At 63.0% G+C, this 25,818-nt stretch carries 24 protein-coding genes; 11 read left to right on the top strand and 13 right to left on the bottom strand.

Annotation, left to right across the window (positions count from 1 at the left end; translation table 11 throughout):
* Positions 1 to 182: 182 nt before the first annotated feature.
* From tldD to HP556_RS03425, 3 genes are all read left to right on the top strand, one after another.
* The gene (gene tldD, locus HP556_RS03435; protein WP_175365925.1) at positions 183 to 1,610 is read left to right on the top strand and encodes a metalloprotease TldD; all 1,428 of its coding nucleotides are present in this window, start codon (positions 183 to 185) and stop codon (positions 1,608 to 1,610) included.
* Entirely contained in the window at positions 1,607 to 2,383 is a 777-nt protein-coding gene (lepB, locus tag HP556_RS03430; protein ID WP_089266821.1) for a signal peptidase I, read from the top strand. The genes tldD and lepB overlap by 4 nt, the downstream gene beginning before the upstream one ends.
* A gap of 128 nt (positions 2,384 to 2,511) precedes the next feature.
* Positions 2,512 to 2,868 (top strand): MmcQ/YjbR family DNA-binding protein, encoded by a 357-nt coding sequence (locus tag HP556_RS03425; RefSeq protein WP_175365924.1) that lies wholly within the window; start codon positions 2,512 to 2,514, stop codon positions 2,866 to 2,868.
* On the opposite strand, the gene HP556_RS03420 is transcribed toward HP556_RS03425, so the two are convergent.
* The 5 genes from HP556_RS03420 to HP556_RS03400 all read right to left on the bottom strand — a co-directional run bounded on the left by HP556_RS03420 (position 2,859) and on the right by HP556_RS03400 (position 6,380).
* Positions 2,859 to 3,350: a hypothetical protein gene (locus tag HP556_RS03420; RefSeq protein WP_175365923.1), complete on the bottom strand. Its 492-nt coding sequence runs from the start codon at positions 3,348 to 3,350 to the stop codon at positions 2,859 to 2,861. The two genes, HP556_RS03425 and HP556_RS03420, sit on opposite strands and share 10 nt — an antisense overlap.
* Before the next feature lie 10 nt (positions 3,351 to 3,360).
* On the bottom strand, positions 3,361 to 3,720 hold the full coding sequence (locus tag HP556_RS03415; protein WP_175365922.1) for a DUF6152 family protein: 360 nt from the start codon (positions 3,718 to 3,720) through the stop codon (positions 3,361 to 3,363).
* Positions 3,721 to 3,747: 27 nt separating this feature from the next.
* Positions 3,748 to 4,263, bottom strand: a complete 516-nt coding sequence (locus HP556_RS03410) for a PAN domain-containing protein (RefSeq protein WP_116664682.1) — start codon at positions 4,261 to 4,263, stop codon at positions 3,748 to 3,750.
* Positions 4,264 to 4,412: 149 nt separating this feature from the next.
* On the bottom strand, positions 4,413 to 5,783 hold the full coding sequence (locus tag HP556_RS03405; protein ID WP_175365920.1) for a glutamate--cysteine ligase: 1,371 nt from the start codon (positions 5,781 to 5,783) through the stop codon (positions 4,413 to 4,415).
* Positions 5,784 to 5,879: 96 nt separating this feature from the next.
* On the bottom strand, positions 5,880 to 6,380 hold the full coding sequence (locus HP556_RS03400) for a MarR family winged helix-turn-helix transcriptional regulator (protein ID WP_068732586.1): 501 nt from the start codon (positions 6,378 to 6,380) through the stop codon (positions 5,880 to 5,882).
* A gap of 125 nt (positions 6,381 to 6,505) precedes the next feature.
* Between HP556_RS03400 and gstA the strand changes: the two genes are divergently transcribed.
* The gene (gene gstA / locus HP556_RS03395; RefSeq protein ID WP_175365919.1) at positions 6,506 to 7,120 is read left to right on the top strand and encodes a glutathione transferase GstA; all 615 of its coding nucleotides are present in this window, start codon (positions 6,506 to 6,508) and stop codon (positions 7,118 to 7,120) included.
* 257 nt (positions 7,121 to 7,377) lie between these two features.
* Here the strand turns inward: gstA and HP556_RS03390 are convergent, their stop codons facing one another.
* The 4 genes from HP556_RS03390 to HP556_RS03375 form a co-directional block, all read right to left on the bottom strand.
* Complete coding sequence (locus tag HP556_RS03390; protein ID WP_175365918.1) at positions 7,378 to 9,594, bottom strand: 3-hydroxyacyl-CoA dehydrogenase NAD-binding domain-containing protein; 2,217 nt, start codon at positions 9,592 to 9,594, stop codon at positions 7,378 to 7,380.
* Positions 9,595 to 9,606: 12 nt separating this feature from the next.
* Positions 9,607 to 10,815: an acetyl-CoA C-acetyltransferase gene (locus tag HP556_RS03385; protein WP_068732581.1), complete on the bottom strand. Its 1,209-nt coding sequence runs from the start codon at positions 10,813 to 10,815 to the stop codon at positions 9,607 to 9,609.
* A 157-nt stretch (positions 10,816 to 10,972) separates the two neighbouring features.
* Complete coding sequence (locus HP556_RS03380) at positions 10,973 to 12,763, bottom strand: acyl-CoA dehydrogenase C-terminal domain-containing protein (RefSeq protein WP_089266812.1); 1,791 nt, start codon at positions 12,761 to 12,763, stop codon at positions 10,973 to 10,975.
* A 98-nt stretch (positions 12,764 to 12,861) separates the two neighbouring features.
* Entirely contained in the window at positions 12,862 to 13,248 is a 387-nt protein-coding gene (locus HP556_RS03375) for a nuclear transport factor 2 family protein (RefSeq protein ID WP_175365917.1), read from the bottom strand.
* A gap of 77 nt (positions 13,249 to 13,325) precedes the next feature.
* Here HP556_RS03375 and HP556_RS03370 point away from each other — a divergent pair, with 77 nt between their 5' ends.
* The 5 genes from HP556_RS03370 (at position 13,326) to HP556_RS03350 (ending at position 20,392) form a co-directional block, all read left to right on the top strand.
* The gene (locus tag HP556_RS03370) at positions 13,326 to 13,913 is read left to right on the top strand and encodes a TetR/AcrR family transcriptional regulator (protein WP_338117526.1); all 588 of its coding nucleotides are present in this window, start codon (positions 13,326 to 13,328) and stop codon (positions 13,911 to 13,913) included.
* Between the two features lie 227 nt (positions 13,914 to 14,140).
* Entirely contained in the window at positions 14,141 to 17,545 is a 3,405-nt protein-coding gene (locus tag HP556_RS03365; RefSeq protein WP_175365916.1) for a tetratricopeptide repeat protein, read from the top strand.
* Between the two features lie 116 nt (positions 17,546 to 17,661).
* Positions 17,662 to 18,477 (top strand): COG3904 family protein, encoded by an 816-nt coding sequence (locus HP556_RS03360; protein ID WP_210269049.1) that lies wholly within the window; start codon positions 17,662 to 17,664, stop codon positions 18,475 to 18,477.
* A gap of 215 nt (positions 18,478 to 18,692) precedes the next feature.
* Complete coding sequence (locus tag HP556_RS03355) at positions 18,693 to 19,622, top strand: sulfite exporter TauE/SafE family protein (protein ID WP_175365915.1); 930 nt, start codon at positions 18,693 to 18,695, stop codon at positions 19,620 to 19,622.
* The gene (locus HP556_RS03350; protein WP_175365914.1) at positions 19,619 to 20,392 is read left to right on the top strand and encodes a TIGR02186 family protein; all 774 of its coding nucleotides are present in this window, start codon (positions 19,619 to 19,621) and stop codon (positions 20,390 to 20,392) included. The genes HP556_RS03355 and HP556_RS03350 overlap by 4 nt, the downstream gene beginning before the upstream one ends.
* Positions 20,393 to 20,436: 44 nt before the next feature.
* On the opposite strand, the gene HP556_RS03345 is transcribed toward HP556_RS03350, so the two are convergent.
* The 3 genes from HP556_RS03345 to HP556_RS03335 all read right to left on the bottom strand — a co-directional run bounded on the left by HP556_RS03345 (position 20,437) and on the right by HP556_RS03335 (position 23,512).
* Positions 20,437 to 21,744, bottom strand: a complete 1,308-nt coding sequence (locus tag HP556_RS03345) for an NRAMP family divalent metal transporter (RefSeq protein WP_175365913.1) — start codon at positions 21,742 to 21,744, stop codon at positions 20,437 to 20,439.
* Between the two features lie 73 nt (positions 21,745 to 21,817).
* The gene (locus tag HP556_RS03340; RefSeq protein ID WP_175365912.1) at positions 21,818 to 22,582 is read right to left on the bottom strand and encodes an MBL fold metallo-hydrolase; all 765 of its coding nucleotides are present in this window, start codon (positions 22,580 to 22,582) and stop codon (positions 21,818 to 21,820) included.
* Between the two features lie 3 nt (positions 22,583 to 22,585).
* A complete protein-coding gene (locus tag HP556_RS03335) occupies positions 22,586 to 23,512 on the bottom strand; it encodes a DMT family transporter (RefSeq protein ID WP_175365911.1) in 927 nt (308 codons plus the stop codon).
* 95 nt (positions 23,513 to 23,607) lie between these two features.
* On the opposite strand from HP556_RS03335, the gene HP556_RS03330 reads away from it, so the two are divergent.
* Together HP556_RS03330 and HP556_RS03325 are read left to right on the top strand one after the other, a co-directional pair.
* Complete coding sequence (locus HP556_RS03330) at positions 23,608 to 24,471, top strand: LysR substrate-binding domain-containing protein (RefSeq protein WP_116664696.1); 864 nt, start codon at positions 23,608 to 23,610, stop codon at positions 24,469 to 24,471.
* Positions 24,472 to 24,549: 78 nt separating this feature from the next.
* Complete coding sequence (locus HP556_RS03325; protein ID WP_175365910.1) at positions 24,550 to 25,083, top strand: ureidoglycolate lyase; 534 nt, start codon at positions 24,550 to 24,552, stop codon at positions 25,081 to 25,083.
* Positions 25,084 to 25,105: 22 nt separating this feature from the next.
* On the opposite strand, the gene pdeM is transcribed toward HP556_RS03325, so the two are convergent.
* The gene (gene pdeM / locus HP556_RS03320; RefSeq protein WP_120288144.1) at positions 25,106 to 25,798 is read right to left on the bottom strand and encodes a ligase-associated DNA damage response endonuclease PdeM; all 693 of its coding nucleotides are present in this window, start codon (positions 25,796 to 25,798) and stop codon (positions 25,106 to 25,108) included.
* Positions 25,799 to 25,818: the final 20 nt, after the last annotated feature.

Below are 25,818 nucleotides of genomic sequence, written 5' to 3'. Positions count from 1 at the left end.
ATCTCGCCCCGGCGATGTGCAGGCCTCCCTTTTTGTCAAAACAGCACCTATCTTGGTTTGAATCGCCTGTTTCGCCGCAGGTTACGCCATTGTAAGGCGACCCATCCCCGGGTTGTCGCTACAAATTGAAATCGTGGCCCCGCGCCCGGCGCCGGGGCCGCGCCGCTGACATTGGAGCCTGCATGACCAGCCCAGCCACCACCTCCCTGATCGACCGCGCCAATCTGGACCGCGACGAAGTTCGCCGCGAGCTCATACGGGGGCTTCAGGGAGCTGACGATGGCGAGCTGTTTCTCGAATACAGCCAGTCCGAGGCGCTCGGTTTCGACAACGGCCGGCTGAAGCAGGCGACCTATGACACCGCGCAGGGTTTTGGCCTCCGCGCCGTCAAGGACGACGCGGTCGGCTATGCGCATTCTTCCGACGTTTCCATTCCGGCGCTGATCCGTGCGGCTGATGCGGTCAATGCGGTCCGTGGCGGCTATGCGGGCACCTTTGCAGCGGCGCCCTTGCACACCAATGTGCGGCTCTATAGTGACGACAATCCGCTGGATGCGCCGGGCTTCGAGGCCAAGGTCAAGCTGCTGGCCGAAATCGACGCCTATGTCCGCGACAAGGACCCGCGCGTCCGCCAGGTCTCGGTCTCCCTCGGCGCCACCTGGCAGGTGGTCGAAATCCTGCGCCCGGACGGCGAGAGCTATCGCGACATCCGTCCGCTGGTCCGCGTGAATATCTCCGTCGTCGCCGGTCAGGGTGATCGGCAGGAAAGCGGCTCGAAGGGCTATGGCGGCCGCGAGGGCTATGCGCGCTTCATCGAGAGCGGTTCGTGGCGCACGGCAGCCGACGGCGCGCTGCGCGAGGCACTGGTCAACCTGGAATCGATCCCGGCCCCTGCCGGCGAAATGGATGTGGTGCTCGGCCCCGGCTGGCCCGGCGTGATGCTGCATGAAGCCGTCGGCCACGGACTCGAAGGCGATTTCAACCGCAAGCAGACCTCGGCTTTCGCCGGTCTGATGGGTCAGCAGGTTGCCGCCAAAGGCGTGACTGTCGTCGATGACGGCACGATCTCGTCGCGCCGCGGCTCGCTGTCGATCGACGACGAAGGCACGCCGACCAATCGCACAACGCTGATCGAGGACGGCATCCTGGTCGGCTACATGCAGGACCGCCAGAACGCGCGGCTGATGGGCATGAAGCCAACCGGCAACGGCCGCCGTCAAGGCTATGCCCATGTGCCGATGCCGCGCATGACCAACACCTACATGCTGGCCGGCCAGCGCGATCCCGCGGAAATCCTCGCCTCAGTGAAGAACGGCATCTATGCGGTGAACTTTGGCGGCGGCCAGGTCGACATAACCTCCGGCAAATACGTGTTTCAGTGCACCGAGGCCTACAAGATCGAGAACGGCAAGATCGGTGCGCCGCTGAAGGGCGCGATGATGATCGGCAACGGTCCAACCGACCTGCACCGCATCAGCATGATCGGCAACGATCTCGCGCTCGATGACGGCATCGGCACGTGCGGCAAGCATGGCCAGGGCGTGCCGGTCGGCGTCGGCCAGCCGACGCTGCGCATGGACAAGGTGACCATCGGAGGAACGGGCCAGTGACCACGGACACGGAAACCACAACCGTCGCATCGACCGCAAAACGCTGGTCCGGTCAGCTGGCACAGATCGTCGCGATCGTCGGCATCGTCTTCGTGGCAAAGGGGGCTCTCGCCGAGCCGTTCTATGTGCCGTCGGCCTCCATGGAGCCGACGCTGCTGATCGGCGATGCACTGCTGGCGACAAAGTTTCCGTACGGCTATTCGACAGCCTCGCTGCCGATCCATGTCTCCCTTCCCGAGACCGGCCGCGTCTTCGCGACCACGCCGAAGCGCGGCGATGTCGTGGTGTTTCGCTGGCCCGGCGACCGTTCGCAGGTGTGGGTCAAGCGGGTGATCGGCCTGCCCGGCGATCGCGTCGAACTGCGCGGCGGTCAGGTCTGGCTCAATGGCGTCGCGACGTCCGTGAAGGCCGACGGCATCGGTGCCGCGGAAGACGATAGCGGCGGCTCCGAACCGGCGCATCGTTATGTCGAAACCCTGCCCGGCGGCGTGTCGCATCCGATTTTCAAGCTGCGTGACAACGGCCGCCTCGACAACACGCCGGAAGTCGTCATTCCCCCTGACCACCTGTTCGTGATGGGCGACAACCGCGACAACTCCGCCGACAGCCGCGTGCCGGTAAGCCAGGGCGGCGTCGGCCTGCTGCCGATGGATAATCTCGTCGGCCGTGTCGATGCCATTGTCGGCTCATGGGATCTCGGCATGCGCAGCCAGCCGGTCACCAACTGGCTATCGGGCTTCCGCATGGCGCGGTTTTTTACCGGGGTGCATTGAGCGCCGCGACAGCGCTCCGCAGAGGCGTATCGGACCAAGTCTGCACGCTGGCGGGCCCTGTGGCCTGAACTCAAGCTTCACGCCTCGGAAGCTCGACATCTCGACATGACCGGCGAGGCGGGACCGCGATGACGTTCGAAGATATCCGCACACTCGCCCGCGCTTGGCCTGAAGTCGACGATGGCACTTCCTACGGTACACCGGCTCTCAAGGTGCGCAAGAAACTGCTGGTCCGACTAAAGGAAGACGGCGACTCGCTGGTGATGCCCGGCGTTCAGCGGGACGAGCGCGACGTGCTCGTCGAGAACGAACCGAATATCTTCTATTTCACCGATCACTATCGCGATTATCCGATGGTGCTGATCCGCCTGTCCAAGGCGAAGCGCGCTCTGGTCGAACCGCTGTTGCGACGACAGTGGCTGGCGCTGGCCTCGAAGGCCGCGCGCAAGGCGTTCGAGACCGAAGGCTCTTCCCGTCAGAAATAGGCAATCGCGCGGCCGCATATGGCGACCGCGAACCAGATGGCGATTGATGCCAGCGCGCCTTGCCGCGCACCCGTAGGCATCGGTGACAACGGTGGCAACGCTGCGATCCTCGGCACGATGATCGCCTCGACCCAGACGACATTGAGTAAGCCCAGCGCTATCAGAGCCGCCTTGATCTGAAACACGCGGTTCAGCACGACATGACTCGCTTCGGCGGTAAACAGAATGCCGCCGGTGAGCACGAGGCCGAGAAATCCGGCAATGGCAAAGCGGCGCGCCCTGCGCAGCAGCGGACCGGGCGCCGTTGCAGCCAACCCGCCCGCGAGCCGAACATCCATCACCGCAATTGCACCGGCGAAGAACATCAGCGCGACGATGTGGCCGATATTGGCAGACATATAGAGCCAGCGCGATTGCCGGATCGCAGCGCCAATTGCGGACGCTTCCATCGCCATGAAGATCGCGGGTGCGCCCTCGGTCATGCCCGCAGCGCTATCGCAATTCGTAGATTTTGCCGTCCACGGTGATGCGTTCGGCGCGCATCTCGTCCTTCTCGACGGTGGACGGATAGCCAAACGCCGAGACGGTCTTGCCGATAGCCACGATATCGGCAGATGCCCCGCGCGCCGTCATGCGGGAGGTCGGCGCAAGAGTGACGGTCCAGGCCTTGTCGGCCCCCTTGATCACGATCGTCGCGTGCGGGTTCTCGAATTTGCTGTTTTCGACAGGACCGTTCACGGTGACCGGATTGGCAGCGTCGTAGCTGCCCCAACCGTGATGGGCGACGGCGGCGACCGTCGTAACAGCAATCAGTAATCCAGCGAATGTCAGTGCGGGCAGGAGACGCGTCATGGCTCAACTCCCTTTATTGCCGGAATGCTACCTCACAACGCCCGAGATGAAACCCGGTTTTCGCCGCGGCGGCTTGATGTCGTTCTTCAGGAAGCAGCGCGCATTCTTGCCGGCATAACCGGGCCGCGCAAAGGTCCAGGCGCGGCATTTGTTGTCGCCCTGGCAGGCATCGCGGCAGGCATCGCCGTGCTCGGCCTTGTCGTCGTTCTTGATCTCGAACGAACGATAGTCGCCGCCAAAACGATCTGTCGAGGTTTCCACCGGACCGGTGCGCGGCTCAATGACACCGGCACCACGCACGCCGGAGACGCAGCAATAGCTCTCGACCCGCGGCGGCACCTTGTCTTTCAGCCAGCACACTGCGTTTTCGGAATTGTCGCTCGGATAGTTGAAGCTCCAGGCACGGCACTTCTTGTCGCGCTCGCAGATCAGCGCGCATTCGGCCGGATCGCCGGATAGTGAGACCGAGCGCGAATAATCACCGCCGGGACGATCGAAATTGGTTTGCGCCTGAGCAGGCGTAACGGCTGCGACCAACAGCATGGCGAGGGCTGTCAGACACGCTCTGAACAGGTTCCTCGGCATGCAGGATGACTTTCAGCGGTTTGCAAATGGCGTAAGAAGGACGCCATTGGAACGCCGGTCACCTGTACCGCTGATGAACGGATTTTCAGCTTCGCCAAGCCGCTGATCTAGAAGCAGTATTCCTTATAGGCCGGCGCCACCGAGCCACCCCAGGCGCCATGGAACCTGTCGAGCATCTGCTCGGCCGGAGTCTTGCCGGAATCCAGTATCCGATCGAGTGCCTCCAGATGGTGGGACTCATCGCGGCCGTGCGCGTCGAGCTTGCCGCGCCGGCGCAGGCCACCATGGGCCAACTGCAGACACTCTTTGGCGATTTCGAACAGATACCGATCCTTGATCTTCGCCTTGAAGCCCAACTTCGGCACGTCGTCGCGCAGCGCCTGTCGCTCCGCCGCAGTCCAGTTCTTGACGATATCCCAGGCCGCATTGAGGGCGCTGTCGTCATAAAGCAATCCGACCCAGAACGCCGACAGCGCCGGCAAACGATCCGACGGCACGCCATCGGCGCCGCGCATTTCGAGATAACGCTTCAAGCGCACTTCCGGGAAAATCGTCGAAAGATGATTGGCCCAATCCGAGAGAGTGGGACGCTCGCCGGGTATCTTTTCGTTCTTGCCCGCGAAGAAATCGCGGAACGATGAGCCCGACACATCGATGTAAGTGTCGCCGCGCTTGACGAAATACATGGGAACATCCAGCGCGTAATCGACCCAGCGCTCGAAACCCATGCCGTCTTCGAACGCCCACGGGATCATGCCCGAGCGCGCATTGTCGGTGTCGCGCCAGACTTCGGACCGGAACGACAGGAAGCCGTTCGGCTTGCCCTCAGTGAACGGCGAATTGGCGAACAAGGCGGTCGCGATCGGCTGCAGCGCAACGGAGACGCGCAGCTTCTTGACCATGTCCGCTTCCGAGGAAAAGTCGAGATTGGTCTGCACCGTGCAGGTCCGGTACATCATGTCCAGACCGTACTGGCCAACTTTGGGCATGTAGTTGGTCATGATCTTGTAGCGGCCCTTGGGCATCACCGGAATCTGCGCGCGCGACCACGACGGCGTGAGACCAAGACCCAGAAAGCCGATGCCGAGCGGCGTCGCCACTTCGCGCACCTGCGCCAGATGCGCCATCAGTTCGGACTGCGTCTGGTGGACTGTCTCCACCGGCGCGCCCGACAATTCAAACTGGCCGCCGGGCTCGAGCGAGATTGCGCCGCCGCCGGTGACGTCATAGAGGCCGATGATATTGCCGGCTTCCATGATCGGCTCCCAGCCGAGCAGGTGCTTCATACCGTCGAGCACCGCGCCGATGCCGCGCGGGCCTTCGTAAGGCACGGGATTGTGACCGTTCAGCGTGAACGGCGTCTTCTCGTGTTCGGTGCCGATGCGGAATTCCGATGGCGGCTTCACGCCCGCCGCCAGCCACGCCACGAGTTCGTCGCGCGACTGCAGCGGCGTCATATCGATTTGGTCACGCGCCATGGAAATTCCGAATGAAAGGCGCTGCAATCTGTTGCGCGCGGTGTCGGGAACGCCCGCGGCCCGTGCGGGTCGCGAACGCAGGCAAAAATTTAAGGTTCATCGCGCCGGCGCGGCGTCTCTGGCGGCCGGCGATGTCACTGTCGATGCCGCTTCTTGGCACGCGCAGCCGAGCCGGTCGAGCAGGCCGCACAGTTTTGCTGCATCTGCGTCGGACAGTTTCGAGCCGACATGTTTCTCGATTGCCGTTGAATAGGCGCAGCCCATCTTCTTGTGCAACTCGCGCCCGGCAGCCGTGATCTCGACGAACAGGCCGCGTTTGTCCATCTTGCATTCGCGGCGTGCAGCCAGGCCTTCGTCGACCAGACGATCGATCAGCCGCGATGTCGAATATTGCGGTATCAGCATCTGCTTTTCGAGCTCGACCGGGCGCATCTCGCCGGTCGGCGAGCGCGACAACTCGGCCAACGCGTCGTACCATGCGAGCGGCGGAAAACCGGCGCGCTTGAGGTCCTGCTCGACGCCGTCCAGCACCCGGCTCTGGATTCGCATCAGGCGGATCCAGGCGGCTGTCGCCTCGGTGGAAGGTTTACGTTTCATGGCTCAGTCCAAATGGTGGCGGCACCCTAGCCCACTTGATGCAGCTGCATCAATCTTGACTCTTTCATGCATATGCATTTAGTCACCCGCGTGGTTAAACCAATGTCCTCAGGGAGGAATTTTCGATGAAGCTGTATTATTCGCCAGGCGCCTGTTCGCTCTCGCCTCATATCGCACTTCTCGAAGCCGGCCTGCCTTACGATCTCGTGAAGGTCGACCTCAAAGCCAAGAAGCTGGAAAATGGCGACGACTATCTCGCCATCAACCCCAAGGGCCAAGTGCCAGCCCTCGGCCTCGACAGCGGTGCGCTCGTGACCGAAGGTCCGGTTATCGTGCAGTACATCGCCGACCAGGCCGCTGCCAAAAATCTGGCGCCGGCCAATGGCAGCGATGCACGCCGCCAGCTGCAGGAGTATCTTGGCTTCATCAACGGCGAGCTGCACAAGAACTTCAGCCCGCTGTTCCAGCCGGTGTTCGATGACGAAGTGAAGGGCTTCTTCAAGACCCGCCTGATGGGCAAGTTCAAATATCTCGATGGCCAGCTCGCAGGTAAGGACTACCTGCTGGGCAAGGATTTCAGCGTCGCCGACGGCTATCTGTTCGTCATGCTGAAATGGGCCGACCGGATGAGCATCGACCTCTCCGAGTTCAAGAACCTGACGACCTACAAGGATCGCGTCGCTGCCCGTCCGCAAGTGCAGGCCGCGCTGGAGAAGGAAGGCCTGATGAAGGCGGCGTAAGCTGCTGGCATCGAGCTGAAATACGAAAGGGCCGGATCATTGATCTGGCCCTTTTTGTTTGTGTTGGATGCCGCGTTGATCACCACATGATAGACTTGGCGCTGTCGTCCCCTCTCCCCTTGCGGGAGACGGTTAGGGAGAGGGGTGGCCGCAAATCGCGACGCCCGAGTTCTGGACACCCCTCTCCCCGACCCTCCCCCGCCTAGCGAAGCTTCGCTCGCCTTGAGGGGAGGGAGCATTACGGTCCGTGCTATCGACTACGCCGCCGCGAGCTTCTTCGGTGGGAAGCGACCGTAAAAGGTCTCGCCCTTGGCGGCCATCTCTTCGAGCAGCTTCGGCGGCGTGAAGCGGGAGCCGTATTTGGCTTCAAGCTTGTGGCAGAGCTCGACAAACTTCTTGGTGCCCATGAAGTCGATATAGCTCAGCGTACCGCCGGTGAACGGCGCGAAGCCGAAGCCGAGGATCGAGCCGACATCGGCTTCGCGCGGATCGACGATCACGTGATCCTCGACGGTACGCGCGGCTTCTACCGCCTGCACCACCAGGAAGCGCTGTTTCAGCTCCTCGACATCGAGCGTATCGGGATCGACCGGTTTCGGCAGCAGCGGCGCGATGCCCTTCCACAGAGCCTTGGAGCCCTTGCCCTTCGGCGGATACTCATAGAAGCCCTTGCCGTTCTTGCGACCGAAGCGCTCCTGCTTCTCGACCATCTCGACAATCAGCTTCTTCTGCGCCTGATCGACGGCCTGCGAACCGAGATCGGCTTCGGTGGCCTTCATGATCTTCAGCACGAGGTCGAGCGCGATCTCGTCCGACAGCGACAGCGGCCCGACCGGCATGCCGGCCATCTTGGCGGTGTTCTCGATCATCGCCGGGGGCACGCCTTCGAGCAGCATTTCCAGGCCTTCGGCCGTGAATCGCAGCACGCAGCGATTGGCGAAGAAGCCGCGGGAGTCATTGACGACAATGGGCGTCTTGCCGATGACGCGGACATAGTCGAGCGCGGTGGCCAGCGCGACGTCGCCGGTGTTCTTGCCGACGATGATCTCCACCAGCATCATCTTCTCGACCGGCGAGAAGAAGTGAATGCCGATGAACTTGGACTGGTCCGCGAATTCTTCGGCGAGCGAGTTGATCGGCAGCGTCGAGGTGTTCGACGCGATGATGGCGCCTTCCTTCAACAACGGCTGCACCTTCTTGTAGATCTCGGCCTTGACGGCGCGATCCTCGAACACGGCCTCGATAACAAGATCGCACTCCTTGATAACGTCGAAGTCTGCAGTCGCGGTGATCTTTGCCAGCAGCGCGGTCTTATCGGCTTCCTTGGCGCGGCCCTTGGCGATCAGACCGTCGATCGCGGCGATGCAATGACCGAGGCCCTTGTCGGCGCTGGCCTGATCGCGATCGATCAACACGACCTCCATGCCACCGCGCGCGGAGACGAAGCCGACTGACGCGCCCATGAAGCCGGCGCCGATGACGGCGAGCTTCTTGACCTTGGTCGGCGGCACGTTCTGCGGACGACGCGCACCCTTGTTGAGCTCCTGCATCGACAGGAACAGGCTGCGGATCATCGCCGCCGCTTCCTTGGTCTGCAGGATATGCGCGAACTGACGGGACTCGACGCGGAGCGCCGCATCCATCGGCAGCTGCAGGCCTTCATAGACGCACTGCATAATGGCACGGGCTGCCGGATAGTTGTCGAAGGTCTCACGGCGATAGATGGCGTTACCAGCCGGGAACATCATCATGCCCTGCTTGGAATAGACGGGGCCGCCGGGCAGCTTGAAGCCCTTCTCGTCCCAAGGCGCGACAGCCTTGCCGCCAGCCTTGATCCACTCCTTCGCGGCCGAGATGAGATCGGCTGATGGTACCACCGCGCCGACGATGCCCATCGCCTTCGCCTTGACGAGATTGATCGCTTCGCCCTTGAGCAGCATCTGCATCGTGTCCTGCGGCTGCAGCATGCGCGCGAGGCGCTGGGTGCCGCCGCCACCTGGGAACAGGCCGACCTTGATTTCAGGCAGACCCAGACGCGTCTTCGGATTTTCCGCAGCAACGCGATAGTGGCAGGCCAGCGTCAGCTCGAACGCGCCGCCGAGCGCGAGGCCGTTGATGGCCGCGACCCATGGCTTGCCCGAGGTCTCGATCTTGCGCAGTGTCAGCGACAGCTTGCGGCTCTCGTCGAACAGCATCTGCTGCGCGGCTTCCTCGCCCTTGGCTGCCCTGGTCTCGGCAAACACCTTGCCCATGCCTTCCAGCATCGACAGATCGGCACCGGCCGAGAAAGCTTCCTTGCCGGAGGTGATGACGACGCCCTTCACGGCGGCATCCGCAGTGGTCTGATCGACGATGGCGCCGAGTTCCTCGATGGTCGCTACGTCGAGCACGTTCATCGAACGGCCGGAGATGTCCCAGGTGACGAGCGCGATGCCATCGGCGTCGGTCTCAACCTTGAAATTCTTGAAGGTCATGTTGGCCGCTCCTTACACGCGTTCGATGATGGTGGCGGTGCCCATGCCGCCGCCGATGCAGAGGGTGACGAGGGCCGTCGATTTGTTGGTGCGCTCGAGTTCGTCCAGCACAGTGCCGAGGATCATCGCGCCGGTGGCGCCGAGCGGATGGCCCATGGCGATGGCGCCGCCGCAGACATTGATTTTCTCATTGTCGATATCGAAGGCCTGGATAAAGCGCAGCACCACCGAGGCGAAGGCCTCGTTGAGTTCGAACAGATCGATGTCCGACAGCTTCATGCCGGAACGCTCCAGTACTTTCTTGGTGACGTCCACCGGACCGGTGAGCATCATCGCCGGCTCGGAGCCGATATTGGCGAAGGCGCGAATCTTCGCGCGCGGCTTGAGGCCCGCCTTCTTGCCGGCCGCCTCGCTGCCGAGCAGCACGGCACCAGCGCCATCGACGATACCCGACGAGTTGCCGGCGTGATGGACGTAGTTGACGCCTTCGATTTCCGGATGCGACTGGATCGCCACCGCATCGAAGCCGCCCATCTGTGCCATAGTCACAAAAGAAGGCTGCAGCGCCGCGAGCGACTGCATCGTGGTGGACGGGCGCATATGTTCGTCCTTGGCCAGAATGGTGAGGCCGTTGATGTCCTTCACCGGGATCACCGAGTTCTTGAAGCGGCCTTCATCCCAGGCCTTGGCAGCGCGCTGCTGGCTCTGCACCGAATAGGCATCGACGTCGTCGCGGGAGAAACCGTATTTGGTTGCGATCAGATCGGCCGAGACGCCCTGGGGCATGAAATAGGCAGGAACGGCGATCGACGGATCGACCGGCCAGGCACCACCAGCCGCGCCGATACCGACGCGGCTCATGCTCTCAGCGCCGCCGCCGATGGTCATGTCGTGCTGGCCAGACATGATCTGCGCCGCGGCGAAGTTCACGGCGTCGAGGCCTGAGGCGCAGAAGCGGTTGATCTGGATGCCCGGCACGTCGTTGCCGTAGCCGGCCGACAGCGCAGCCATGCGTGCGATGTCGCCACCGGCTTCGCCGACCGGGTCGACCACGCCGAGGATGACGTCATCGATAGTGCCCGGCTGCAGGTTGTTGCGCTCCTTGAGCGCCTTCAGCGGCGCGGTGGCGAGCGCCAGCGCGGTCACCTCATGCAGCGAGCCATCGGCCTTGCCGCGGCCGCGCGGCGTGCGAACGTGATCGTAGATATATGCCTCGGGCATTCATTCTCTCCCGGTTGTCGGATAGTTGATCTATCGGCTCGTCATTGCGAGGAGCACTTGCGACGAAACAATCCAGTCTTCGCTTGTGGCTTTCTGGATTGCTTCGCTGCGCTCGCAATGACGGCGTGTATTGGTGATGACGGAGTACTTATTAGTCTCAGAACGCTTCCGCAGGAAGCTCCATCGTCGTCGCGCTGCCGGTCTGGATGCGGGCGAGATGGAGTGCGGTTTCGGGCAACATCCGCTCCATGAAGAAGCGGCCGGTGACCAGCTTGGTGGTCAGATAGGGTGTCGCACCATCAGTGGCAATCTTGTCCTGCGCCACCTTGGCCATCTTCGCCCACATATAGGCGAAGGCGGTGAGGCCGAACAGCTGCATGTAATCGGTAGCGCCGGCACCGGCGTTGTCGGGCTTCATCATGGCATTGTTCATCAGCCACATGGTCGCCTGCTGCAGATGACCGAGCGCATTCGAGAGCGGATCGATGTAAGGCTTCATGGCTTCGTCAGCGCCATGCTCCTTCGCAAATGCGCCGACCTCGCCGAAGAACGCCATCGCGGCACGGCCGCCATCGCGCGGCAGCTTGCGGCCGACCAGATCGAGTGCCTGGATGCCGTTGGCGCCTTCATAGATCATGGCAATGCGCGCGTCGCGCACGAACTGCTCCATGCCCCATTCGGCGATATAGCCGTGACCACCGAACATCTGCTGCGCTGAGACCGCATTGGCAAAACCGCCGTCAGTCAAAACACCCTTCAGCACCGGTGTCATCAGGCCCATGTGATCGTCGGCGGCCTGACGCTCCTTCGGATCGTCAGAGCGATGCGCGACGTCGCTCTTCAGCGCGGTCCACACCACCATCGCGCGGGCGGCTTCGTTGAAGGCGCGGATGGTGAGTAGGGTGCGGCGCACGTCCGGATGAACCATGATCGAATCGGCTGGCTTGTCGGGCGACTTCGGCCCGGTCAGCGAGCGGCCCTGCAGGCGGTCCTTCGCATAGGCGACCGCGTTCTGATAGGCGACTTCGGACTGCGCGAGGCCCTGCACGGCAACGCCGAGACGGGCTTCGTTCATCATCACGAACATGCCCTGCATGCCCTTGTTCTCTTCGCCGATCAGCCAGCCGGTGGCGCCGTCGTAATTCATCACGCAGGTGGAATTGCCGTGGATGCCCATCTTGTGCTCGATCGAGCCGCACATCACGCCGTTGCGTGCGCCGATCGATCCATCGGCATTGACCATGAACTTCGGCACGACGAACAGCGACACGCCCTTGATGCCGGCTGGTGCGCCCTCGATACGGGCCAGCACCAGATGGATGATATTGTCGGCAAGATCGTGCTCACCGGCCGAGATGAAAATCTTGGTGCCGGAAATCTTGTAGCTACCGTCCGCCTGCGGCGCGGCCTTGGTGCGCAAAAGACCCAGATCCGTGCCGCAATGCGGCTCGGTGAGGTTCATGGTGCCGGTCCATTCGCCGGCGACCATCTTCGGCAGGAACATCGACTTCTGCTCGGGCTTGCCGTGCACGATGAGTGCTGCGGTCGCGCCCATGGTGAGGCCGCCATACATCGAGAACGCCATATTGGCGGAGATCTGAAATTCGGCGACGGTCTGGGACAGTGTCACGGGCAGACCCTGGCCACCGAATTCAGCGGGAGCCGAGAGGCCGAGCCAGCCGCCCTCGGCGACCTGCTTGTAGGCTTCCTTGAAGCCTTTCGGCGTCGTCACGCTGCCGTCGTCGTTGCGCTTGCAGCCTTCGAGATCGCCGACGCGATTCAGCGGCTGCAGCACTTCTTCGCTGAGCTTGGCGGCTTCGCCCAAAATCGCCTCGCGCACATCGGCAGACGCGTCAGCAAAGCCGGGCAGATTGTTGTAGCGATCGAACTGAAACACGTCGTTGAGCAGGAAGCCGACGTCTTCGAGCGGGGCTTTGTAGCTGGGCATGGAATTCTCTCGGTTTGAATTCAATTGATCGGATGATACGGCGCCGCCGTGTCAGATTTACGCAATTGCTATCGGAGATGAAGCAAGCAGCTGGCGGCTCATTGCCGCGCCAATTCCTCGCCCATCAGCCTGTGCAACAGGTTGATGGCCTTGAGCGGCCTGACCATCACCTTGAAGTGGGTAATGCGGCCATCATCGGCGAAGGAGATCATGTCGACGCCATTGATTTTGATGCCCTCGATCTCGTTCTCGAATTCGAGCACCGCACCGTTGTCGCTGCGCCATTCGCCTTTGTAAGCGAAGCCGGGGCCACCCAGCACTTTCTCTGCAGTCGTCAGATACTTGAACACGATCTCACGGCCCCGCTGCGGCGCATGCACAACCGGGCTTTCGAACACGGCGTCCGGATGCAGCAGGTCCCACAGCATCGCCCGATCATGAGACCGCATGAAACTGTACCATCTATCGAGGCCGCTCACGCTCATCGGCTCTCCCTCCCGCATCGGGCACTGTTCGGCCAGTGCCGCTCCATACACTTCTGCATGGACGTTAACGCCAGAGCGTGGATTTCGTCAATACACATGTGTATGGTCGGGGAATGGATGACCAACTGACCAAAGACCGCCTGACGCGCTCGGCCTGGCTCGACCACGGGCTGAGGATCCTCGCGCGGCAAGGCGCCGACGCGCTGAAGGTCGGCGCACTGGCCACCGGCCTAAACGTGTCACGCGGAAGTTTCTATTGGCATTTCAAAGACATATCTGAATTTCGACTACAGCTTCTGCAGCGCTGGCAGGAGCGGACGACCGATCAGGTGATCGAGGGGATCGACACGTCGATCGTGGGGGCCGCACGTCTGACCCATCTGATGAAGCTCGCTTTCAACGAAGATCGCAGCCTGGACCGTGCCATCCGCGCCATGGCCTCGACCGACACAGACGTCGCCAAAATGGTCGCCTCGGTGGATGCGAGGCGGGTCGGCTATATGGCGAAATGGTTGATTGAGGCCGGGGTGGAAAGCCAGCGGGCACTGCCCCGCGCCGAGTTTCTCTATTGGGCCTATATCGGCCAGTCCGCGGTGATGGATCCGCGCCACAGCGCCATCACCGAACTGGATGTCGACGATTTGAGTGCGCTGTTTACGCGCTGACGCCAAAGCCAGAGACATCCGATCCTACCTGCAAATCGGCGCAAGTGTATCAGCGAGTTAACTTTTAAGGCTGGCCGAGCCCGATCCTTAACCCGTTATTTACCCTAACCCTGAAAAGTCCGGATCAGAGGCAGATGACCCGCGCACGTTACGATTGTCTTCACAATGGGACGCGCGGGGGAGGCTGCAGGCGCTGGTGGGCGTCAAGCTCGGAACCGGACCAAAGCATGAATTCGCGCGTATCGTGGAGTGTTGACGGGATTGAGCCATCGGTTCGCGAGCGGGCCGAAGCTGCGGCGCGCCGTGCCGGCATGTCGCTGGGCGACTGGCTGAACTCGACCATCGGCGAAGCTCCCCCGCGCTATAACTCCCCCAACGCACGCCCGCGCGACCAGGAACGCCCCCTTACCCCGCGCGCAGCGCTGCCGCAGCGCGACGCTGCCGATGTCGTCGAAATCCACGAGCGGCTCGACGCCATTGCCCGGCAGATCGAACTATTCTCGAAGCCTGCACAACGCAGCAGCGAGCCCGGCGTCGCGCGCCAGCTCAATGATGCGATTTCACGGCTCGATGCGCGCCTGTCGCAGATCAGCGAGCCCACATATCGCCCCGCGCCGCCGCAACAGCCGCGCATCGATATGGTCGAGCGCGCCGCCAATCAGGTCTATAGCGCCTCATCGCCGATCGATCCGTTTTCGCTGGACTTCGCCATCGCCGAGATCGCGGCCCGTCAGGGCGAACTCGACGGCACGCCGCGCATGGCCCCGCGCAATACGCCGCCCATTGCACCGTCCTTCGTGCAGCCGCCTTATGCGCAGCCTGCCGCGCCGCCGCAGAGCTTCATGCCGGATATGTCCGGCCTGGAGCGGCAGCTGTTCCAGATCACCACAAAGATCGATGCGCTGCAGCGCCCGGACAATAATATCGAGCAGTCGATCGCGGCCTTCCGCGGCGAACTCGCCGAGATCCGCAACGTCATCACCGAAGCGATGCCGCGTCGCGCGATTGAATCAATCGAGAACGAGATCCGTGAACTCGGCCGCCGCATCGACGACAACCGCCATAGCGGCATCGACGGCGACGTACTGGCCAATCTCGAACGCGCACTGGCCGACATCCACAAGACGCTGACCACGCTGACCCCGGCCGAACAGCTCGCCGGCTTCGACGAGGCGATCCGCAATCTCGGCGGCAAGATCGACTTGATCGTGCGCTCGAGCAACGATCCCGGCACCATGGAACAGCTGCAAGGCGCGATCACGGCGCTGCGCGCCATCGTGTCCAACGTCGCCTCCAACGAAGCACTCGGCCGTCTCAGCGACGACCTGCAGACGCTGTCGTCGAAGGTCGATCAGCTCGCACGCGCCGACAACAGCGATTCATTTGCCGCGCTCGAGGCGCGCATCATGACGTTGACGGCAGCGCTGGAAAATCGCGAGCGCCCGGCTGTCATGGCCAGCTCGGATCATCTGGAAACCGCATTGCGGACGCTGTCCGAGCGTCTCGACCATATGCCGGTGGGCAATGACTCGTCGTCGGCCTTCGCGCATCTCGAACAGCGTGTCTCCTATCTGCTCGAGCGGATGGAGAGCATCACCGATACGCGCGGCAACAATCTCGGCCGTGTCGAGGACGGGCTGCAGGACATCCTGCGCCATCTCGAACGCCAGCAGTCGCTGTTCGCCGCGCTGGACAATCCCCGCAGCAAGGCGTCATCGATCGATCCCGGCCTGGTCGACACGATCAAGCGCGAACTCTCCGACATGCGCTTCAGCCAGTCGGAAACCGACCGCCACACGCAGGATTCGCTTGAGGTCGTACACTCCACGCTCGGCCATGTGGTCGATCGCCTCGCAAGGATCGAGGGCGATCTGCGCGCGGTCAGCGCCGCGCCTGCCAAGCAATCCGCGCCCGTTGCAACACCCGCTCCGACCTCGCGCCCCGCGACTGCACCAGATGTTTCGGTGCCTGCTCCGACGCGCCCGCAGATGCCCAATCCGGTGAAGCCACAGGCTGCGCCGTCGCAGGTCGAGGTGCGTCCGCCGCAGGTTCACTTCGATGCCGCGCCGCGCGACTTCGCGGCAACTGCGATCTCGCACGAACCGGCATCGGCCTTCCCGATGCCGAAGGCGATCAGCGACATTCTCGATCCTCCGCCCGCGCCAAAGCCAGTCGCGCAGTCTGCATCCGCTGCTGAGCGTGCGTCGCCGCGCCCGATGGTTGACCCGGCGCTGCCACCAGATCATCCGCTCGAACCCGGCACGCGTCCGCAGGGCCGCGGCGCATCGCCATCCGAACGCATCGCCGCGTCGGAAGACGCGATCAGCGAAATCGCCGTCGATGCCCCCGAACAGGCCACCGCGTCGAGTTTCATTGCTGCCGCACGCCGCGCCGCACAGGCTGCAGCCGCAACCGGCAACGACAAATCGAGGTCTGACAAATCCAGGGCCGACAAATCGAAGGCCACCAGACCCGGGCCGCAGCTCGCGGATAGCGAAAAGTCATCCTCCACAATCGGCTCGAAGATCCGCTCGCTGCTGGTCGGTGCCAGCGTGGTCGTGATCGTGCTCGGCTCGTTCAAGATGGCGATGACGCTGCTGGACAGCGGCTCGCCGGCGCCGGTGGCCGAGAATATTCACTCGGCACCGCCGCTGCAGCTGAACGCGCCCGAGCCGGCCGAGGTCCTGACCAAGCCCGCAGCTCCCGTGCCGGCCGCGCCGTCGATGACATCGCCCACCCCGATCGGCAAGCAATCGCTGATCGCACCGCCGCCCGCCGCCGTCGAGCCCGCGCCGCAGCCGGTGCCGCAGGCTGCGCCCGTGCCATATGTGTCGCCCGACGTCACCGGCAGCATTGCCGCGCCGCAAGCCAGTGCCGCCGGGCCGGTGCTGCCGTCGAGCGGCCAGAAGATCACCACAGCCTCGATCCCTGCCGGCGAGCGCCTGCCCGAGACCATCGGCAGCACCGCGCTGCGCAACGCGGCGCTCAAGGGCGACGCCTCTGCCGCGTTCGAAATCGGCGTCCGTTATGCCGAGGGCAAGGGCGTAGCGCAGAACTACGACGAAGCCGCCAAGTGGTATGACCGCGCGGCGCAGGCCAATGTCGTGCCGGCGATGTTCCGCCTGGGCGCGCTGTTCGAGAAGGGCCTCGGCGCGAAGAAGGATCTAGACGTCGCCCGCCGCTATTACGTGCTCGCCGCCGACCGTGGTAACGCCAAGGCGATGCACAATCTCGCCGTGCTCGATGCCGACGGCGGCACCAAGGGCGCCAACTACAAGAGCGCGTCGTACTGGTTCCGCAAGGCCGCCGATCGCGGCGTCGCCGACAGCCAGTTCAATCTCGGCATCCTCTATGCCCGCGGCATCGGCGTCGAACAGAACCTCGCCGAGAGCTTCAAGTGGTTCAGCCTCGCCGCCTCCCAGGGCGACGTCGATGCCGGCCGCAAGCGCGATGACATTGCCAAGCGTCTCGATCCGCAGTCGCTGGCCGCGGCCAGGCTGGCGGTCCAGACCTTCGCGCCGGAAGGCCAGCCCGAAGACGCCATTAACGTGGCCACTCCCGCGGGCGGTTGGGATGCCACGCCGGCACAGGTCGGGGCGAAAGCATCGATGGGCAAGCGAGCTGCGCGCTAAGGCAGATTTTTCTGGCCGCCGGATCGAACCGGCGGTCTTATTTCCTCAACAAACCTTCAGCAAATTTGGCGCCGTGAAGTGCGCGCCGGGCCGGACTGAACGACGAGGAAATTGATTTGTCTTTTCGGAATGACGACACATCGGGGGGCGCGGAACGTCCATCGGGGATCCCTACGGTCAACCCCTGGGCCGCACGTCCCCCCGAGCCGTCTGCCCCACCGCAGCCCCCGCTGCCCGAGCCACCGCACAGCAAATGGTTCAACTGGCCCTCGGTCGCACTCGCGGTCGTGATATTCGGCGGCATCGGTGCGCAGGCCTATCAGGAGCTCTCCAAACCCGAGGCCTGGGCCTATTGGAAAGACCTCTATGTCTCGCCGAGCATGTCGTCTTCGGAGGTCGGAAGTCTCGATCCGGACAATTCGGGCCGCGGCCGTCCAGCGCTGGCGATCACGGGCGAGATCGGCCCGGCCACTGCGAGCTGGTTTCGCGAAAAGCTCGATGAAGCCAAACTCGCGCCCGGCGATACCGTATTGCTGTCGTCTCCGGGCGGAAATGTCGGCCAAGCCATCATCATGGGCGAGATCATCCGTGCACGCGGGCTGACTACGGCGGTGGGCACGGTGGATTCGGCGGGCCGCATCAAACCGTCCTACTGCGCCAGCGCCTGCGTGATGACCTATGCCGGCGGCAAGGCCCGCATCGGCGTCGAGGGCTCAAAGCTGGGCGTTCACCGCTTCGTCTCGCCCAAGCCGGGGGCGGATCCTGTTGCGTCCGCGCAGCGCACCATGGGCTATGTGCTGAGCTACATGACCAAGATGGGCGTCGCCTCGTCGGTCGTCGAGGCGATGTCAGCCACCGAGAAAATCCGCTGGCTCGGCACCAGCGAGGCCGCCGCCATGAACCTCGTCACCGATCCGGCCAGGAAGTCGTGATACCCCCGGCCTGCGCCTGGCCCAACAAAATTTACCACCTTGAAAGGTGCATCATCGGTAGAGGCGGAAAACCGCGCCTTTACCGAATTCTTTAATCCCATCAACGGACGATATCGTCTAAGACGAGGACGCGGCTCGCAATCCGCGCCGCCTCCAGAACCACGCCATGAGCGGTTTCGGCCCAACTCAGGGCCAGAATTCCGAAGCGAACGCGCGTGCAACTGTATCTCCCGATCGCCGACATTCCGATCAATGTGTTGCTCATCCTGGCGATGGGCGCTGCAGTCGGCTTCGTCTCCGGCATGTTCGGGATCGGCGGCGGCTTCCTGATGACACCGCTGCTGATTTTCGTCGGCATCGCCCCCGCAGTATCGGTCGCGTCGGTCGCGAGCCACATTGCAGCCTCGTCTTTCTCCGGTGCGCTGTCCTACTGGCGACGCCGCGCCATCGATCCCGCGCTTGCGAGTGTCCTTCTGACCGGCGGCGTGGTCGGCACGGCGCTCGGCGTGTGGGCATTCACGCAGCTGCGCAATCTCGGCCAGCTCGACCTCACCATCTCGCTGTCCTATGTGATCCTGCTCACCGCCGTCGGCAGCTTGATGTTCTGGGAGGGCCTGCGCGCGCTGCTGCGCATCCGGCGCGGTGATCCCGTGAACTTGCGCCGGTCCGGCAGCCATAGCTGGGTTCACGGCCTGCCGCTCAAGATGCGGTTCAAGCGCTCCAAGATCTATCTCTCGGTGATCCCGGTGATCGCCGTCGGTCTCCTGATCGGCTTCATCGGCGCCGTGATGGGCATCGGCGGCAGCTTTATCCTGATCCCGATCCTGATCTACTGGCTGCGCATTCCGACTTCGACGGTCATCGGCACATCTATGGTGCTGACGCTGGTCACCATGGTGATCGCGACATTGCTGCACGCCGTCACCAATCATCTGGTCGATGCGGTGCTGGCCCTCATCCTGATGGTCGGCGGCGTCACCGGCGCACAATTCGGCGCCCGCGCCGGGCAGAAGATTCGCGGCGAGCATTTGCGCCTGCTGCTGGGCCTGCTGATCCTGGCGGTCGGCGTCCGCTTCGCGGTGGAACTGGTCGTTCGCCCCACGGATCTGTTCACGATCCGCGATACCGGAGGCGTCGCTCCATGATACGCGCGCTCCCGATCATCGCCGCACTCGGCATCGGAATGCTCGCTCCGGCCCGCGCCGAACAACTGATCGTTTCGGTATCGAACCATCGCGTGACCGTGACGCCGAATTATGCCGGCGAGGAACTGGTGCTGTTCGGCGCTGTCGAGAAAGACGACAAGACACCGCCCGGCCGCAACAACTACAATCTCGTCGTCACCGTCAACGGACCGCGCACCGACCTCATGACCCGGCGCAAGGAGCGCCGCTTCGGCATCTGGATCAACACGGATTCGCGCCAATTCCTGCAGGTGCCGTCCTATCTCGCCGTGTTTTCCAACCGTCCTATGGACGCCATAGCGCCTGCCGACGTACAGCGCCGCCAGCAGCTCGGAATCAATAACGTCCTGCTGACCCAGCGCGTCGGCACCGACTATGCGGACGTCGTGGCCACAGACCCGTTCCGCAGCGCCTTTGTGCGACTGCGCAAGGAACACGGACTGTATCGCGAGGAGACCTCAGCGGTGACATTCCTGACACCGACGCTGTTCCGAACCAGCATTCCGCTGCCCGCCGAAGTCCCCATCGGAACCTATGATGTCGAGATCAAATTGTTCGCCGACGGTGCGCTGATCTCGAAAGCAGAGACAGCGTTCGATATCGTCAAGATCGGCTTCGAGCAGTTCGTCGCCAATGCCGCGCGCAATCACGGTTTCATCTACGGGCTGCTCACCGCCGCGATGGCGCTAATGTCCGGCTGGGCCGCGTCGATCGTGTTCAGGCGGGATTGAAAGCTCACAGACCGTAGGATGGGTAGAGCGCAGCGAAACCCATCCTACAGGAAGACACCTACGCCCATCGCCACCACACTGATGGCCATTGCTGCAGTCGACAGCCAACCGAGCCAGTGCAACGGCCCCTTGATCACAAAATCGCCCATCACATCCTTGCGGCGCGACATCACCATCAGCAGCACCATCACCGGCACGGCGAGCACGCCGTTGATGACCGCGCTCCAGTACAGCGCCGAGATCGGGTTGATCGAGGTGAAATTCAGCGCGATCCCGATCGCCGCGGACAGTGCCAGAACCGAGTAGAACGCCACGGCCTCGCGCGGCTTGCGATCGAGTCCGACCAGCCAGCGCTGGCCCTCGCCGACAGCATAAGCAGTTGAGCCTGCGAGCACCGGGATCGCCAGCAGACCCGTGCCGACGATGCCCAGCGCAAATATCCACTCTGCGAATACTCCGGCGATCGGACGCAAGGCTTCAGCCGCCTGCGCCGAGGTCTCGATATCCGTCTTGCCGGAGGCATTGAGCGTGGCCGCAGCCGTGATGATGATCGACAGCGCGATCAGGTTCGAAAATGCCATGCCGACGATCGTGTCGGCCCGAATGCGCGAAAACTCCATCGCGGCACCAATCGGCCTCTCGATCAACGGAGCTTTGGCGGGATCGATACGTTCGTCCTCCGCCTCCTGCGAGGCCTGCCAGAAGAACAGATATGGCGAAATCGTCGTCCCGAGAATGGCGACTATGGTGGTGAGATACGAGCCACTCCAGGTGATTTGCGGCAGCAGGATGCCTGTGAGAGCCGCGCTCCAGTCGACCTTCACCACCGCAAGCGCGGCGACATAGGAAAACAGGCAGAGCGTCAGCCATTTCAGCACCGAAACATAGCGCTTGTAGTCAAAGAAGATTTGCGCGCCTACCGAGAGCGCGCCGAACAGAACGACATAGACGATGCCATGACCGCCAACGAGCAGTTTGGTGGCATCGGCCATGGCGCCGAGATCGGCCGCGATGTTGATCGTGTTAGCGATGAACAGCAGCGACACGATGAGGTGCAGCAGCGATGCCGGATAGTGCCGGCAGACATTTCCGGAAATGCCACGACCGGTCACGCTGCCGACGCGTCCGGAAATTTCCTGGATTGCGACCATCAGCGGAAAGGTCAACAGCATGGTCCAGCCGATGCCGTAGCCGAGCTGCGCCCCGGCCTGGCTATAGGTGCCGATGCCGGACGGATCGTCGTCGGAAGCGCCGGTGATCAGACCAGGACCAAGCCGTTTCAGAAAACCTTTCGGACCAGCAGTTTCTCCCTCCTGATCATCAGGCTTCTTCTCGCTGGACTGGTCCGACATCTGATCCCTGCCATCTCACCGCTCGGCAACGTGCCGTCGCAGCTAACGTTCCGAAGCAGAGACTGGCAATGGGCTAGATCAAGGTCCGCACACCCGGTTCGAGGATACGCAGACGGGCACCGAAGCCGAGCGTGTCGAAGGATGCGCGCAGGTCGCCGGCGCTCTGTTTGAAATGCGCCCATCCGTCGGTGTGCACCGGCACAATCGTCGCATCGGGAAATGCGCGCGCCGTCTCGATGGTGTCGTTGGTGTCCATGGTGAGGTGGAATGGCCCGCGGGTCTGCGCCGCGCCGGCGAAGGGCAGCACCACGCCGGCCGGAAAACGCCGCGCGACCTCGGCGACGCCATCGAACCAGACGGTGTCGCCTGTAATGTAGATCGGCCTGCTCCCCGGCGCGTTCGAACTCAGCACGAATCCGATGACGTCGCCAGACAGCGGCTCGATACCCGCGGGGCCATGACGCGCAGGCGTCGCGGTGATCGTCAGCGAGTGACCATCCTTGCCTGTAAGTTCGGTGCTGTCCCATGGCGCGAGACCCTCGACATCCCCACCGAGGCGCTTGGCGCCCGCAATGGTTGTCAGTGCGCGCGGCGCGTGGCGCAGGAAATCGCGCCCGGAGGTATCAAGGTTGTCGGAGTGCTGATCGTGACTGAGCAGCACCGCATCAACCGCGCCGACTTGCGCGGCGGAGATCGCGGGACCGACGAGTTTTTCCAGCGTGACATGCGGCAGCTTGTAGGCGCCCGGATGATCGAACGTCGGATCGGTGAGCAGCCGGAAGCCGTCGAATTCAATCAGCGCGGTGGGTCCGCCAATCAAAGTGATGGTGAGAGACATGAACTACTCCTGTCGCAGGGGGGCTGGTGAAGCGGCCGGTCTGGTGACGAGATAGATACCGAGGGCGACCGGGACGATCCCCAGAAGATCACGACTTTCGACATGCTCGCCGAGCACCATCCAGGCGAACAGCATGCCGAGTGGCGGCATCAGGAAGTGATAGGCGCTGGCAGCGGTGGCGCCGCAGGTCTTCAGCAGGTGAAACCACAGCAGATAACCGAGGATAGAACCGCCCAATGTCAGGAATGCAAACGAAGCGATCAATCGCGCACTCGGCACGATCGCGCCGATATCGGAAAACGTGAGCGCCACCGGGATCAGCACCACGCCGGCCACAAGATTCTGCACGCCGTTGCCGAGCCACAGGCTGCCCTTCGGTGCCAGCAGCTTGAACAGGATCGTCCCGGTCACGATGGATGCGAGCGATGCCAGCGTGAATACGATGCCCTGCGCGCTGTCGGTGCCCACCGATATGCGGTGCCAGACGATCGAGGTGACGCCGGCGATGCCGAGCAAGAGCCCGGCGACCTTGCGTCCGGTGAGCGGCTCCTTCAGCAACAGCGCTGCGAACACAGCCGTAAACACTGGGTTTGCGCTGACGACCAGGCCACCGAGACCGGCGGAGATGGTTTGCAGGCCGGTATAACCGAGGCCGAGATACAGCGCGTTATTGGCCAGGCCGATGACGGCGTAAGCCGCGACATCGCGCCAGGACAGCGACCAGGCACCGCGGCGCAGGGCGGAAATGCCAAGGATCAGAACACCAGCGAGCGAGAACCGCGCGGCGAGCAAAATGAGCGGCGGGCAATCGGTGACAGCGATTTTCCCCGCGACGAAGGAGAAACTCCAGAGCAGACAGAAGATGCCGATATAGATCGGCAGCGGATTGAAGGCGGCACGGGGAACCGCAACTGACGGCGCGAGGGACATCGGAAATCTCCTTTGCCACCGGTCTATGCGCTCGCCTTCCCATTTGGAAATTAAATGATATACTTGCTGTCAGTTGAAAAACGAATGGACAGCCGATGCTGGATCTCGAACTCCTGCGCAGCTTCGTCTCGGTGGTCGATGCCCGCGGCTTTACCCGCGCCGGCGAGCGCGTTCACCGCACCCAATCCACCGTCAGCCAGCAAATCAAGCGACTGGAAGAGGATATCGGCCAGCCGCTGCTGAACCGCACCGGCAAGGACGTGACCCCGACCGAAGCCGGCGAGCGCCTCCTGTCCTATGCGCGACGGCTGCTGGCGCTGGCGGAGGAAGCCCGCGACGTACTGGCCCGGCCGACCAATGAAGGCGCCGTCAGGCTCGGCATCCCCGAGGATTTCGCGGCTTATCGCCTGACCGAATTGCTGGCGAATTTTTCGCGGTCCCGACCCGGCTTGCGGCTCGACGTGCGCGCCGACCAGAGCACGTATTTGCGCCGCGACCTCGAACGCGGCGAACTCGACCTGGCACTGTTCAAGCGCGCCGCCGGTGAGAAAGGTGGCATCGCGGTGTGGCCCGAGCGTATCCATTGGGTCACGAGCAAGGCGCATCCGATCGACCCCGCCATCCGGTCGGTCCCGTTGATCGGCTTTCCCGCCGGCTGCCTTTACCGGACCCGCGCGATTCATGCCATCGAGGCGGCAGGCCGCAGTTGGCACATGGCCTATACGAGCTCCGGCCTCGCCGGCATCCAGGCTGCGGTCGCCGCCGGACTTGGCCTCAGTATCCTGTCCGACATGGCTATCCAGGCCGACCATCGCATCTTGACGGCGAAAGAAGGCTTCGCGCCGATCGACCAGACTGAAGTGACGCTGATGGCCGCCCCCGACGCGAGCCCGGCAACGCTGCGGCTTGCCGACCACCTCGCCGAGTTCTGCGATACGGTGCAGGCGAAGGCGGCGTAAGGCCGCTCTTTCTTTTAATGCTCGTCGGTTTGCAGGGCCATGAAGCCATGCTTCGGACACGCCCCCAAGGAGCCCTCCATGCCGACATCCGACGCTGTTACTGTCGAGGCTCTGAGTCCCACGTCGTTCGAACCCTTCGGATGGGTGCTCGGCAAAACCGATCCTCTCAAAAAAGACGCGGTCGGTTTTCGAAGCCCGGCGAGCGATTTCTGGCACGAACACTTCTTTGATCCCGGCACGGGAGGCAACACCGAGGTCTTGTGGGTCGAGTATCGTGACAACAATCCGCTTGTCTCCAAGCTCGAAGTCCATCACCTGACCCAGCAGGCGGTCGTGCCTCTCACGAAAGAGATCGTTCAGGTCCTTTGCTTGAGTGACGCAAACCGGCAGCCGGATTTGTCGACCCTCCGAGCTTATCGTTTGTCTCCTGGCGTCGGAATCTGCATGCGCGCCGGCGTTTGGCACGCAACGCGCGCCGACAATGCGACCTGCCTGATGCTGACCCGTGGCTCGACGACGAAGGATCTTATCGACCATCTCGTCAACAGCCAGCCCGCAAAGGAGACTGCCATCCTGGAAATCCCACAGGTTCGCCTGATCCAGCCAGAATGACGATCTGTTGGATATCGCTGATCTAGCAACAGCGCGAGGCAGCAATGGCGTGCATGCGCCGGTCGCCGAGCACATGGGCAACGAAGCCAAGGGTCTGGAAGATCCTGGCGAATGCTGCATCGCGGATGTTGAGCCCACCCGTATAGGCGCCGAAGGCCGGCATCACCGCGCGGGTGCCGTCGCTCGCAAAGCAACGACGTTCGACGGCGCGCCCGCGCGTGCTGACGCGCGCCTTTGGATGCAAGTGACCGGCAATCTCGCCGGCAGCACCAGTCGGCTCATGACGGAAGGTGATCGGGCCGATGGCCACTTCTTCAGCGACGGTGCCGCCGAGATCCGGCGGCAATGCAGGATCGTGATTGCCTGAGATCCAGATCCAGTCACGGCGCATCTGCAATGCAGACAGCACCTCGCGATTGGCCGGCGACAACCGCTCATGGGCGTCACGGTCGTGGAAGCTGTCGCCGAGCGCAATCACAATGCGCGGATCGTGACGCGCGATCACCGCACCGAGGCGACCGAGCGTTGCGATCGTATCGTAGGGCGGCAGCAGCACGCCGCGATTGGCATAGCTGGAGCCCTTTTCGAGATGCAGGTCGGACACCACGAGAAGTTTCTGCTCTTCCCAATACAAGGCGCCCGACAGGTCCGCAGCCAGCGTGACGCCGGCGATGCTGACGGTGCTCATATCGACGGTGATGGTCTCAGCGTGCATGGTGCTCTTTTAAGACGAAT

Source organism: Tardiphaga robiniae, from assembly GCF_013359755.1.
GTDB classification, from domain to species: domain Bacteria; phylum Pseudomonadota; class Alphaproteobacteria; order Rhizobiales; family Xanthobacteraceae; genus Tardiphaga; species Tardiphaga robiniae.
This window is presented reverse-complemented; position numbering and strand designations above follow the sequence as displayed.